Raw genomic sequence first — 14122 nt, 5'->3', positions numbered from 1 at the left:
GTCCGACAAATGGTATCCGCATAGCCCCTGCCTAGGGTTCGATCGTTCAGAAGACCGAATGACGTTGGAGTCCCTGAACTTACGGTGGTGTTTGATATAGCGTCAAGGCGTGCGTTGCGATTGGGTGTGCACCCAGGGGCCGTCAGGTGTCGGCGCAGGGGAGCGCGGGGAGCGGAGGATCGGTGGAATCGGTGGCAGCAACAGCGCGCGGGCGCGGGCCCGAACGCAAACCTGAAGAGGTCAAGTCCGCGGCGCGGGTGCTCGAGGTGCTCGAACTGCTCGGCGCCGACGGCGCCCGGATGTCGCTGGCCGAGATGGCCGCGGCGATGGCCGTGCCCAAGAGCAGCCTGCACGCGATCCTGCGCACCATGCAGGCCCGCAGATGGGTGGATCTCGACCCGTCGGGGACCCGCTACAGCCTGGGCCTGAAAGCCCTGTTGACCGGGACCGCGTACCTGGAGGGCGACGACGTCACGAGCCTGGCCGGGCCGGTGCTCGACGCGCTCGCGGAGGAGACCGGCGAGTCCGTCCACCTGGGCAGGCTCGACGGCACGCACGTCGTCTACCTGGCCAAACGCGAGTCCCGGCACGCCTTGCGGATGTACTCCGCGGTCGGCCGCCGGCTGCCGGCGCACGCCACCGGCCTCGGCAAGGCGGTGCTCGCGCAGTACGACCCCGCCGAGGTGCAGCGCCGATTGGCCTGGCCGCTGGAGCGGTTGACGCCCGACACCGTCGTGGACCCCGACGAACTCCTGGCGCAGCTCGGCGAGGCCAGGCTGCGCGGCTGGGCGATGGACGACGGCGAGAACTCCGTCGACATCCGCTGCGTCGCGGTCGCGCTCGGCAGCGGCCAGGGCGAGGACGCGATCAGCTGCTCGGCGCCCAAGAGCCGGATGGACGACGCGCGGATGGAGGAGATCGCGCAGGCCGTCACCGAGGCGGCGCACTCGCTGAGCACGCTGCTCAAACGGCTCGGCCAGCAGTGAGGACCGGGCCCGGGAGCCGTCCGGGCCCTGATCCGCGGCTCGCGCCGTAACCGCCGCCGTCGCCCCACCCGGCCCTGCCGGGACCCTCCCGCCCCGGCCCAACCGCCTTGCCGCCGTGGCCCGTTGCGCACCAGCCGGTCCGAGTTTGTCAGACCTCTTGACAAACTCGGACCGGCTTTCATACGTTCGTGAGTCGGTACGGCATTCTGTTATCTGTACGTGCCGTGCGTGACGTCGTCGTCCTCTCCAAGGGATAGCACACGCTGCTGTCCGGAACCGGTCGGCGACGGCTTCGCGCTGACCGAACCGCCTTCCTGCACGTGGGAGTTCGCATGGCTTTGCCTGATGCCGGCCCCGCTCCGCTCGCCCCCGCACCCTGGGTCGACGAGCGCGGTGCCAAGATCCGCATCACGGCCGTCCGCACGTTCCTGACCGCCCCCCACGGCTGTCCTCACCTCATCGTCCGTATCGAGACCAACGACCCGGGCCTGTACGGGCTGGGCTGCGCGAGCGATCCGCAGCGCACCCTCGCGGTGCGCTCGGTGCTCGACGACTACCTCGCCCCGCTGCTGGTCGGCCGGGACCCCGACGACATCGACGACATCCACCGCCTGCTGCTCAACAGCGCCTACTGGCGCGGCGGCTCGATCAACGGCAACGCGCTCGGCGGCATCGACGTCGCGCTGTGGGACCTGAAGGCCAAGCGGCTGGGCGCCCCGCTGTACTCGCTGTTCGGCGGCAAGGTCCGCACCTTCGCCGAGGCGTACACCCACGTCGACGGCCTGGACGCGGCCGAGCTGGCCGACAAGGTGCAGGCCGCCCGCGAGCGCGGCTACCGCCATGTGCGCATCCAGGCCGCGGTGCCCGGCGCCGACACCTACGGCGCGCACGGCGGCGGCACCGACCCGGAGGCGGTACGCACCCGGCGCGCGCCCTGGGACGGCGCCGGCTACCTGCGCTACGTGCCGGAGGTGCTGCGCCAGGTGCGCGAACGCGTCGGCGACGACGTGGAACTCCTGCACGACGTGCACGAGCGGCTCGACCCGCGGCAGGCCAGGGAGTTCCTGCGGCGGGTGGAGGACGCCCGGCTGTACTTCGTGGAGGACCTGCTCGCGCCGGAGGACGCCGGCCACTTCAAGCGGCTGCACGACGTCTCGCCGGTGCCGCTGGCGGTCGGCGAACTGTTCCACGACCCGGCCCAGTTCGCCGACCTGATCGCCGGCGGCGACGGCCCCGACATCGACTTCGCCCGGATCAGGGTGCCCACCCTGGGCGGGCTGACCCCGGCCCGCAAGATCGCCGTGCTGTGCGAACTGCGCGGGGTGCGGCTGGCGCCGCACGGCCCGGCCGACGTCAGCCCGATCGCCCAGGCCGCCACGCTCGCCATGGACATCTCCAGCCACGCCTTCGGCGTGCAGGAGGCCGCGGTCTTCAGGCCGCCCGTCCACGAGGTCTACCCGGGCACCATCACCGCCACCGACGGCGGCCTGGTGCCCCACGAAACCCCCGGCCACGGCGTCGACTTCGACGAGGCCGCGGCCGCCCGGCACCCCGTGCCGGAACCCTTGGCCCACGACCGGTGGGCCCTGCTGCGCAACACCGATGGGAGCGTGCAACGCCCGTGACCGATCCGAACCGTCCGCACCGCAGGGCCCTGGTGGTCAGAGGCGGCTGGGAGGGCCACTCACCCGTCCAGATCAGCGACCTGTTCGTGCCGTTCCTGAAGGACAGCGGCTTCCAGGTCGACACGGCCGAGTCGCTGGAGGTCTACGCCGACGCCGAGCGGCTGGCCGCCACCGACCTGGTGGTGCAGTGCTGGACCATGGGCGAGATCACCGCCGAGCAGACCAAGGGCCTGGTCGCGGCGGTCCGGGCCGGCACCGGCTTCGCCGGCTGGCACGGCGGGATCGTCGACTCCTTCCGCGGCGACGTCGACTACCACTTCCTGACCGGCGGCCAGTTCCTGCACCACCCGCACGGGTTCGTGGACTACACCGTGCACCTCGTGCCGGAGCGCGCCGACCACCCGCTGCTCGCCGGGCTCGGTGACTTCGCCGTGCACACCGAGCAGTACTGGGTCTCCACCGACCCGGACATCGACGTGCTGGCCACCACCGTCTTCCCGGCCGGCGAGGAACGCGACCACCCGGTCGTGATGCCGACCGTCTGGACCCGGCAGCAGGGCGCCGGCCGGGTCTTCGTCAACGCCATCGGCCACAAGGCCGACGACTTCGACGTGCCCGAGGTGCGGGCACTCACCGAGAGGGGACTGCTGTGGGCGAGCCGCTGAGGGTCGGCATGGTCGGTGCGGGCAAGATCAGCGGCCAGTACCTGGACACCATCGCGAAGCTGGACACGCTGCGGCTGACCGCCGTCACGGACCTGGACGCCGGCCGGGCCGCCGAGGCCGCCGAGCGCTCCGGCGCCCAGGTGGCCGGCAGCGTCGCCGAACTCGTCGCGCGCGACGACGTGGACGCGGTGCTCAACCTGACCATCCCCGCCGTGCACGCCGAGGTCGCGCTCGCCGCGATCGCCGCGGGCAAGCACGTCTACGGCGAGAAGCCGCTGGCCACCACCCGCGAGGAGGCCGCCGCGATCCTGGCCGCCGCGCGGGCGGCGGGAGTCCGGGTCGGCAGCGCGCCCGACACGGTGCTCGGCACCGGCACCCAGACCGCCCGAAAGGCCGTCGACGACGGGCTGATCGGCCGCCCGGTCGCGGCGACCGCGTTCATGACCACCGCCGGCCACGAGGCGTGGCACCCGGACCCGGAGTTCTACTACCGGCCCGGCGGCGGCCCGTTGCTCGACATGGGCCCGTACTACCTGTCCGCGCTGGTGCACCTGCTCGGCCCGGTGGTCAAGGTCACCGGCGCCGCGTCCACGCCGCGCGCCGAACGCGAGATCGGCAGCGGTCCGCGGGCCGGGGAACGCTTCGCGGTCGAGGTGGACACCCACGTCACCGGGGTGCTCGAACACGCCGGCGGGGCGCTGTCCACGCTCGTGATGAGCTTCGACATCCACGCCGCGCACCTGCCGCGGATCGAGGTGCACGGCACCGCAGGGTCGCTGTCGGTGCCCGACCCGAACGGCTTCGACGGACCGGTCGAACTCTTCGCGGCGGGCGGCTCCTGGCAGCCGCTGCCGGTGTCGGCCGGCTACCGGGGCGCCGGGCGCGGCACCGGGCTCGCCGACCTCGCCGACGCGGTCGCGGGCGGCCGCCCGCACCTGGCGTCGGCCGAACTCGCCGAGCACGTCCTGGACGTGATGCTCACCCTGCTGGACTCCGCGCACGCCGGCCAGGCGCTGCCGGTGGCCAGCAGCTGCGAGCGGCCCGCGCCGGTCGCGTAGCGCAGCGGCGGGGCGGCGGGCGCGGCCACCAGGGACCGCGCCCGCCGCCTTTTGCCGTCCGCATTGTCAGGCGAATTATCTTCCGGATCGGGGTCGCAATGACCTGGAAATAGCCTGACAATTACGTTCTCGCAGGTCACGACCTGCGAGAAGGCTGAATTCGTGAGAGGCGTTGACTTGATAACACACATGGTTTTACATAGCGGGAACCCGCTGGACAGAAAGGCTGCCCATGCATGACCGGATCGCCTCGGGCGAGGAGCGGATAGCCGCGTTCCTCACCGAGAAGCTGCGCCCAGCGCTGTATCCGCAGCGGCTGCCCATGGACATCGGCGCCTGGCACATCCCGGGCGAGCCGGTTCCGGCGGAGGTGGCGCTGCGCGCCGAGTACACCCCGTTCGCGGTCGGCGAGCCCTGGGGCAAGCCCTGGGCCACCACGTGGTTCCGGGTGCACGCCACCGTGCCCGAACGCTGGGCGGGCCGCCGGGTCGAGGCCCTCGTCGACCTCGGCTCCGACCCCGACGGCGGCCGCGCCGAAGGGCTCGTGCACGACGAGCGGGGCCTGCCGCTGCAAGGGCTCCACCCGCACCTGCCGGCCGTGCCGGTGGCGGTCAGCGCGGTCGGCGGCGAGCCGGTGCGCCTGCTGGTCGAGGCCGCCGCCAACCCGCAGATCGAGGGCGGCAGCGGGGCCGGCAGCCGCTACGGCGACCCGGCCACCGCCGGCGACACCCCGCTGTACCGGCTGCGCCGCGCCGACATCGCGGTCCGCGACGAGGATGTCTGGCAGCTGATCCACGACTTCGAGGCGCTGGACGGCCTGATGCGCGCGCTGCCCGACGCGCTGCCGCGCAAGCACGAGATCCGCGCCGCCCTCGAAGCCGCCGTGGACGCGGTCGACCCGCGCGCCGTCGCGCGCACCGCGGGCCGCGCCCGTACGGTGCTCGCCCCGGCGTTGAGCCGGCACGCGCACGACTCCGCGCACACCTTCGCCGCGGTCGGCCACGCGCACATCGACTCCGCCTGGCTGTGGCCGGTGCGCGAGACCGTACGCAAGTGCGCCCGCACCTTCAGCACCATGGCCGCGCTCACCGAGGAGTACCCGGGACTGGTCGTCGCCGCGTCCTCCGCGCAGCACTACGCCTGGATGAAGGAGCACCACCCGCACGTCTTCGAGCGGATACGCAAGGCCGTCGCGGACGGCAACTGGGTGCCGGCCGGCGGCATGTGGGTCGAGGCCGACGCCGAACTGCCCGGCGGGGAGGCGCTGGCCCGCCAGTTCGTGCACGGCCGCCGCTTCTTCCGCGACGAACTCGGCGTCGACGGCGACGGGGTCTGGCTGCCCGACGTCTCCGGTGCCTCCGCCGCCTTCCCGCAGCTCGCCGCGCTGGCCGGGGCCCGCTGGGTGGCCGCCCGCCGCCCCGAACCGGGGCTGGCCGCCGCGCCCCCGCACCACACCTTCCGCTGGGAGGGCATCGACGGCACCCGCCTGTTCACCCACCTCGTGCCGGGCGCCGCCGAGGGCACCAGCCTGACCGGGCCCGAACTCACCGGCACCGTCGCGTCCTTCGCCGAACTCGGCGCCGCCGGCAGCTCGCTGCTGCCCTTCGGCCGCGGCGACGGCGGCCCCGACCGGGCCATGCTGGAGCGGGCCCGCCGCTTCGCCGACCTCGAAGGCGCCCCCCGCGTCACGCTGAGCACCCCCGCCGCGTTCTTCCGCGCCGCCGAGCAGGAGTACCCGCAGGCACCGGTCTGGCGCGGCGAACTCGACCTCGCCGCGCACCGCGGCGCGTACACCAGCCAGGCCCGCACCAAGCGCGGCAACCGCCGCAGCGAGGCCCTGCTGCACGAGGCCGAGCTGTGGTCGGCGACCGCCGCCGTACGGCACGGAATTCCCTACCCCTACGCCGAGTTGGAGCGACTGTGGCGGCAGGTGCTGCTCCAGCAGTGCCACGACATCCTGCCCGGCACCTCCATCGCCTGGGTGCACGAAGAGGCCGAGCAGGCCCACCGCGACGTGCAGCGCCGGCTGGAGCGGCTGATCCGGCGGGCGACCGGCGGCCCGGGCACCGACCCGGACGGCACCGGGGTGCTCAACTCCGGCCCGCGCGAGCGCCGCGAGGTCGTCGTGCTCGGCCCGGACGCCCGCCCGCTGCCCGGCGGGCAGCAGCTCGCCGACGGCCGCACCGCCGTCCTCGCGCAGGCGCCCGCCCTCGGCGCCGGCCGGGCCGGACTGCCGCTCGGCGACCTGTCGCCGGTCACCGTCGAAGCCCTCGCCGACGGTGGCCACGTCCTGGACAACGGCCTGCTGCGGATCGTGGTGGACCGGGACGGCCTGGTGCGCTCGGCCGTCGAGTCGGGCACCGGCCGGGAGGCCATCGCGCCCGGCGCGGCCGGCAACCTGCTCCAGCTCCACCGCGACGAGCCCGCCGACTGGAGCGCGCTGCGGCTCGACCCGCGCGGCGGGCGCGACCTCGACACCGCCGAGTCGGTCGAACTGCTCGACGCCGGACCGCTGCTGGCCACCGTCCGGGTGGTGCGCGGCACCGGCCGCTCCACCGTCGTCCAGCACCTCGGCCTCGGCGCCGGCAGCCATGCCCTCACCATCGACACCGAGATCGACTGGCGCGAGCAGGACACCATGCTCAAGGCCGCCTGGCCGCTGGACGTGCACGCCGAACACACCAGCGCCGAGACCCAGTTCGGGCACGTCACCCGGCCCACCCACGAGAACACCGGCTCCGACGCGGCCCGCCGCGAGGCCGCCGCCCACCGCTGGCTGCATGTCGGCGAGCACGGCTGGGGCGTGGCGCTGGCCTCCGACGCGACCTACGGCTACGACACCACCCGCCACACCCGGCCCGACGGCGGCACCACCACGGTGGTGCGCAGCACCCTGCTGCGCGCCCCGCACAGCCCCGACCCGCACGCCGACCGGGGAGTCCAGCGCTTCCGGCACACCCTGCGGCCGGGCGCCTCCGTGGCGGACGCGATCACCGAGGGCTACGCGCTCAACCTCCCGCTGCGCACCGGGCCCGACACCCCCGAGCCGGTGGCCGACCTGCCGCTGGTCGCCGTCGACCACCCGGACGTGCTCATCGAGACGGTCAAGCTCGCCGACGACCGCGGCGGCGACGTCGTGGTCCGGCTCTACGAGTCGCGCGGCGGCCGCGCGCGCACCACCCTCACCGCGGGCTTCCCGGTCGCCGCCCTGACGGAGACCGACCTGCTCGAAGCGCCGCTCGCCGCCCTTTCCCCCGCCGACCCGCTCACCTTGCGCCCGTTCCAGATCCTCACCCTCCGCATCACGCCCAAGGACCGGCACCGTGCCTGACGCAACCCCGCCCCCCACGCCCGCCGTTCCGCCGCGCCGCGCCGCTCAGCCGAGACGCGCCACCCGGTGGCGGCGGCCGAGCGGCCCGCCACCGCCCGGCTCGACGTGCGCGGCAACCGCGCCGGCGGCGTACCGCGCCGGCATTCCCGCGGAGGTGCGCCGTGGCTGACCTCGACGTGGTGCAGGAGAGCGGACCGGTGGCGGTGCTGCGCGAGTGGGCTCGCGGCGGCGGCCCCCTGGCGGTGCGGGCGCGGGTGGTGCTGCTCGCGATCGAGGGACTGCGGGACGCCGAGATCGCGCGGCGGCTGGGCGTGTCCCGGCAGACCGTGGGCACCTGGCGGCACCGCTGGCAGAGCGCCGGCCTCGCCGGGCTGGAGCAGCGCCCGCGCACCGGCCGCCCGGCCACCGTGGACGAGGCGGAGGTCGTCGCCCGGGCGCTGCTGGCCCCCGGCGGCTCCGGCGCGAGCCGGGCGATCGCCCGCGAACTGGGCCTGTCGCACGCCACGGTGGCCTCGATCCGGCGCCGCTGGGCGGTGGGCGGCGACATCACCCGCGGCCCGCGGGTCCCCGCCCGCCCGCCGCTGCCCGGCGCCGACATCTGGGTGATGGGCGTCTACGTGGACGACCGCCGCGCGGTCCTGCTGGCCGGTACCCGCCCGGACGTGCCGCCGTCGGCCGCCGTCGCCACGGTGCTCGGCGAGGACGTGCTGTCAGGGCTGGCCGGCGCGATGGACGCGCTCCACCCGGGCGGGTCACCGTCAGGCGGGACGCACCCGGACGGGACACCCGCGGACCCGCACCACCTGGACGGGACGCTGCCGGACGGGCCCCGCACCGGCGCCGACCGCGACCCGGAACTCGCCGGCTACCTCGCCGAGGCCACCGCCCACCACCCCGACATCGCCCTGCACGCGGTGACCTTGTGGGACTCCGCCCCCGCCGACTCCGCCTCCGCCGACTCCGCCTCCGCCGACGCCGTTCCGGCCGGGGCCGCGATCGGCGGGGTGACCTCGCACCGGTTGCCCGCCAACGCCTCCTGGCGCAGCTTCCTGCGCGCCATGGCCGCGCTGGACAGCACCAGCCACCCCGAGTCCTCGCGCCGCGTCTACCTCGACCTGGTCGCGGAACTCGGCCGCGGCGGCACCCCCGTACGGTGGCTGCGCGAGAGCGTCGCCGGCCATCTGCGCAGCAGCGTGGCCGTACCGCCGGCGCAGGCCGCGCCGTCCGCCGCGCCTTCCACCTCCAAAGCGGCGGCCACGGCGGCCCCTTCGAGCGCGGCCGCCCCCGCGGAGCCGATCGCCTCCAGCGGGGTGAACCAGATCGACCTCGGCTCGTTCAACGAGTGCGTGGTGATCGAGTCGGTGCGGCTGTCGGGCACCATCACCCGCGGCGAGATCGCGCACCGCACCGGCCTGACCCAGCAGTCCGTCTCGCGGATCGCCCGTTCGCTGATCGACCGCGGCATCCTCGTGGAGGACGCGCAGCGCCGGGCCACCTCGGGCAAGCCGCGCACCCCGGTCCGGCTGTGCGGCACCGCCGCGCACGCGCTCGGCCTGCACATCGACCCCGAGGTGCTGACCGCCGTGGTGATCGACCTCGACGGCGCGATCGTCTGCACCTGCACCCGGCCGGTCGGCGCGGAGGGCGACCCGACCGAATTCGTCGCGCAGGTCGTCGCGTTGGGCCGCGAGGCGCTGGAGAAGGCGCAGGGCTCGGTGCCGGAGGAGGGCTTCCTCGGCATCGGCGTGGCGGTGCCGGGCCCGGTGGACATCGCCTCCGGTACGGTGCTGGGTCCGCCGCTGCTGTCGGCGTGGAACGACATCCCGCTGCTGTACCTGCTCAAGGACCACTTCCCCTGCCCGGTGATCATCGAGAAGGACTCGCTGGCCGCGGCGGCCGGCGAGCGCTGGATCGGCCGCGACCGCAGGGCCCGCGACTTCGCCTACCTGTACCTCGGCACCGGGGTCGGCTCCGGCCTCTACCTCAACGGCGACCTCTACCGCGGAGTGAGCGCCAACGCGGGGGAGTTCGGCCAGCTGTGCGCGATATCGCTCGGCCGCACCGGTCCCGACGGGCGGCCCGAGATGGTGCCGGAGTGCAACCCGCCCGGTTCCGTACCGGAGTTCGCCGCCCGGCACGGCTTCCCCGCCTCCGGCGCGGCCGCCGGCAGCACCGCGGCGTACCGCGAGGTCGGGCGGGCCGCGGCGGCCGGCGACGCGGCGGCCACCGCCGCGCTGCGGGAGGTGGCCGGCGCGGTCGGCCGCGGCGCCCTGGGCCTGGTCGACCTGCTCGACATCGACCTGATCGTGCTGGGCGGGCCGTTCTTCACCGAGGACACCGCCGGCTTCTACCTCGACGAGATCCACCGGGTGGTCAACGACTTCCCGACCGCGCGCCGGCTGCGACGGGTCGAGGTCGAGCCGTCCGTGCTCAGCGCCGAGGCCGCCGCGGTGGGCGCCGCGTCCACGATCTTCCACGCCACCTTCACCCCGCGGCTGCGCACCCGCGCCCGGGCGTAGGGACGTCCGGCGCCCGGCCGGAAGCCGGCCGTCCGGGCGCGGCGCCCGCCGCCGGGCGGAGCCCGTTCATCGTTGTTTCGTCGTCATCAGTCAAAACAATGCCATCCTGTCCGGTCAGAACTCTTGACTCGACGTCAAACCTGGCAACAAACTGCCGCATTGAGAACGCAAGGCCCGGACTTTCTTCGGACTTGCACCAAAGTTCGTCGCAAGGGTCGTAGCCGGCCCGGGTGTTCCGCTTGATCACGCTTGATGACACTCCCCGGACGACGGAGGCAGGATGGACAAGCGAAGGCGTCGGCGCGCAGGCCTGGCCGCGGTGTGCGCGATGGCGTGCGCGGTGGGGCTGAGTGCCACCTACGGCGGCACCGCCGTGGCACAGGCCCCGCATGCGGCCGCGAGCACGCCGATCTACCTGGACACGCACTACTCCTTCCAGGAGCGGGCCGCCGACCTGGTGTCGCGGATGACGCTCCAGGAGAAGGTGCAGCAGCTCAGCACCAACAGCGGCCCGGCGATACCGCGGCTGGGGGTGCAGCAGTACACGTACTGGAGCGAGGGGCAGCACGGCGTCAACAGCCTCGGCGCCGACCAGAACAACGGCGGTGCGCAGGGCGGGGTCCACTCCACCAGCTTCCCCACCAACTTCGCCTCGTCCATGTCCTGGGACAAGAGCCTGATGTACCAGGAGAGCACCGCGATCTCCGACGAGGCCCGCGGGTTCGTCGACAAGTCGCTCTTCGGCACCGGCCAGAACAACCTCGGCCCGTCGGCGGACGACTACGGTTCGCTGACGTACTGGGCGCCGACGGTCAACCTCGACCGGGACCCGCGCTGGGGCCGCACCGACGAGGCGTTCGGCGAGGACCCGTACTTCGTCGGGCAGATGGCCGGGCAGTTCATCGACGGCTACGAGGGCAACAACCCGGACGGCACCTCGCAGACCGGCTACCTCAAGGTCGCCGCCACCGCCAAGCACTACGCGCTGAACAACGTCGAGGACAACCGCACCGGGATCAGCTCCGACGTCAACGACACGGACCTGCGCGACTACTACACCGCCCAGTTCCGCGACCTGATCGAGGACGCGCACGTCGCCGGCCTGATGACGTCGTACAACGCGATCAACGGCACCCCGTCCACGTCGGACACCTACACCACCAACGAACTCGCCCAGCGCACCTACGGGTTCGACGGCTACATCACCTCCGACTGCGGCGCGGTCGGCACCAACTGGAAGCAGTTCCCCGGCGGCCACGACTGGGCGCCGCCCGGCTGGACCACCGACCACGACGCGAACAACCCGACCTGGACCCAGACCGCCACCGGCAAGACCATGTCCGGCCAGGCCGGCGGCCAGGCGTACTCCCTGCGGGCCGGCACCGACCTGAACTGCACCGGCGACGAGGCCACCACCGCCAACATCGAGCAGGCCATCGAGGCCGGCGCGCTGAGCGAGGGCGTCATCGACAACGCGCTGGTGAAGGTCTTCACCGTCCGCATGGAGACCGGCGAGTTCGACCCGGCCGGCAGCGTGAAGTACACCTCGATCACCAAGGACCAGATCGAGAGCCCGGCCCACCAGGCGCTGGCCACCAAGGTCGCCGACAACTCGCTGGTGCTGCTGAAGAACTCCGCGCCCGCCACCGGCACCAGCCCGCTGCTGCCGGTCGACCCGGCGAAGGCGAAGAAGATCGTCATCCTCGGCGACATGGCGAACACCACCACGCTGGGCCTGTACTCCGGCGAGCCGGACCACACCACCAGCCCGGTGCAGGGCATCACCGACGAGGTGAAGGCCGCCAACCCGGGTGCCGACGTGGTCTTCGACGCGGCCGGCAGCTCCTCGACGGCCACCGCCGCCGCGACCCTCAGCGACCAGACCAAGGCCGACATCCAGTCCGCCGACCTGGTGGTGCTCTTCGTCGGCACCAACAAGGCCAACGCCGACGAGGGCAAGGACCGCACCAACCTCGACATGCCCGGCAACTACGACTCGCTGATCGACCAGACCGCCGCGCTCGGCAACAAGAAGCTGGCGCTGGTCATCCAGTCCGACGGTCCGGTGAAGATCGACGACGAGCAGGGCAAGGTCTCCTCGATCGTCTTCAGCGGCTTCAACGGCCAGTCCCAGGGCGCCGCGCTCGCCGACGTGCTCTTCGGCAAGCAGAACCCGGCCGGGCACCTCAACTTCACCTGGTACAAGGACGACTCGCAGCTCCCGGACAAGTCCGACTACGGCCTGACCCCCGGTGAGACCGGCGGACTCGGCCGCACCTACCAGTACTTCACCGGCACCCCGACCTACCCCTTCGGGTACGGCCTGAGCTACAGCTCCTTCTCCTACACGCACGTCACCGCCGACCACTCGCAGATCACCCCGGACGGCTCGGTGAAGATCGGCGTCGACGTCAAGAACACCGGCAAGACCGCCGGCGCGACGGTCGCCCAGCTCTACGCCGCCACGCCGTTCACGGTCAAGGGCGTCCAGCTGCCGAAGAAGCGGCTGGCCGGCTTCGCCAAGACCGGCGTCCTCCAGCCCGGTCAGAGCCAGCACCTGACGATCTCCGTCAAGGCCGCCGACCTGTCGAGCTGGGACGCGAAGAACTCCCGGCAGACGGTCTACAACGGCCGCTACCAGTTCCAGGTCGCCGCGGACTCCTCGCACGTCGCCGGCACCGCGAACGTGCGGATCAGCGGACGGCTCACCCCGAAGGTGCAGACCGTCACGGTGCAGCCGGAGAACGTCGTCTACAACGCGGGCGACACCTTCAGCCTGACCGGCAAGAACCAGTGGATCAAGGACGACACCGACCACTCCAAGGAGCAGCGCGACACGTCCATCACCGCGGACAACGTGGTGGAGGCGGTCAACAACGACCAGTCGTTCGCGGACCTGAAGCACACGGGCGTCAGCTACCGCAGCAGTGACCCGAAGGTCGCCACCGTCGACAAGAACGGCACCGTGCACGCGGTCGCCGACGGCGTCGCCACCATCTCCGCGAAGGTCGGCGGGGTCACCGGGTCCGCCCCGATCGTGGTGCGCAACTCGCTGACGCTCCAAGCGGTGCCGATCGCCGCGGCCGGCAGCACGCTGACCGCGACCACCACCTACACCAACGGCAGCGCCGCGGCGGTCAGCGGCATCACCGTCGGGCTCAAGGCGCCCGACGGCTGGACCGCCACCGCCACCACCCCGGCCACCTTCGACCAGGTCGGCCCGGGCCAGAAGGCCACCACCACCTGGTCGGTGAGCATCCCGGCCGGCACCGACCCGGCGTCCTTCACCCTGGACGCCACCGTCGGCACGCCCGGCGGCGACCACACCGCGCAGACACCGGTCACCGTGCCGTACGCCTCGCTGACCGCTGCCTACAACAACGTCGGGATCAGCAGCGACGACAACACCAAGGCGGCCAGCTTCGACGGCGGGGGCGCCAGCTACTCCAGCGACGCCCTGGTGGCGGCCGGCTGGACTCCCGGCAAGAGCACCGACCACGACGGGGTGAGCTTCCCGTGGCCCGCCGCCGCGGGCACCGGCGCCCCCGACAACGTGGTGGCCGGCGGCCAGGCGATCGAGATCACCGGCAGCGGTACCAAGCTCGGCTTCGTCGGTTCGAGCGCCTTCGGCAGCTCGTCCGGCAGCGGCACCATCCTCTACACCGACGGCACCACCCAGACGTACGCGCTGGCACTCGCGGACTGGTGGTCGAAGACCGCCTCCCAGGGCAGCGACATCGCCGCCAGCCTGCCGTACCTCAACAACGGCGGAGGGCAGTCGCAGCAGCCCGTGCACACGTACGCCGCGACGGTGAACCTGCAACCCGGCAAGACCGTGCAGGCCATCACCCTGCCCGACGTGAGCCAGACGGCGGCCAACAACCAGTTGGCGATGCACGTCTTCTCCGTGGCCATCGGCGGCTGACCCGCCGGCGCGG

Annotated in this window: 7 protein-coding genes; all 7 read left to right on the top strand. The window is 73.1% G+C overall.

Going from position 1 to position 14122, the window contains the following annotated elements; genetic code table 11:
• Positions 1-191: 191 nt before the first annotated feature.
• The 7 genes from AB0399_RS02150 (at position 192) to AB0399_RS02120 (ending at position 14109) form a co-directional block, all read left to right on the top strand.
• The gene (locus tag AB0399_RS02150) at positions 192-986 is read left to right on the top strand and encodes an IclR family transcriptional regulator (RefSeq protein ID WP_328470311.1); all 795 of its coding nucleotides are present in this window, start codon (positions 192-194) and stop codon (positions 984-986) included.
• 332 nt (positions 987-1318) lie between these two features.
• Complete coding sequence (locus tag AB0399_RS02145) at positions 1319-2611, top strand: enolase C-terminal domain-like protein (RefSeq protein WP_366409961.1); 1293 nt, start codon at positions 1319-1321, stop codon at positions 2609-2611.
• Positions 2608-3276 carry a ThuA domain-containing protein gene (locus AB0399_RS02140; RefSeq protein WP_328470315.1) on the top strand — a complete coding sequence of 223 codons (669 nt, stop codon included), beginning with the start codon at positions 2608-2610 and terminating at the stop codon, positions 3274-3276. The genes AB0399_RS02145 and AB0399_RS02140 overlap by 4 nt, the downstream gene beginning before the upstream one ends.
• The gene (locus AB0399_RS02135) at positions 3261-4334 is read left to right on the top strand and encodes a Gfo/Idh/MocA family oxidoreductase (protein ID WP_329363954.1); all 1074 of its coding nucleotides are present in this window, start codon (positions 3261-3263) and stop codon (positions 4332-4334) included. Before AB0399_RS02140 ends, AB0399_RS02135 begins: the two co-directional genes overlap by 16 nt.
• Positions 4335-4566: 232 nt before the next feature.
• Entirely contained in the window at positions 4567-7665 is a 3099-nt protein-coding gene (locus AB0399_RS02130; protein WP_366409960.1) for a glycoside hydrolase family 38 C-terminal domain-containing protein, read from the top strand.
• 161 nt (positions 7666-7826) lie between these two features.
• Positions 7827-10184, top strand: coding sequence for an ROK family protein (locus AB0399_RS02125; RefSeq protein ID WP_366409959.1), 2358 nt, complete (start codon positions 7827-7829; stop codon positions 10182-10184).
• Positions 10185-10464: 280 nt separating this feature from the next.
• Entirely contained in the window at positions 10465-14109 is a 3645-nt protein-coding gene (locus tag AB0399_RS02120) for a glycoside hydrolase family 3 C-terminal domain-containing protein (RefSeq protein WP_366409958.1), read from the top strand.
• The last annotated feature ends 13 nt before the right edge of the window (positions 14110-14122 follow it).

The sequence above is a fragment of the Streptomyces sp. NPDC088194 genome, from assembly GCF_040702025.1.
GTDB lineage: Bacteria > Actinomycetota > Actinomycetes > Streptomycetales > Streptomycetaceae > Actinacidiphila.
Note: the sequence above shows the minus strand (reverse complement) of the source record. Positions and strands in the feature narration are given on the sequence as shown.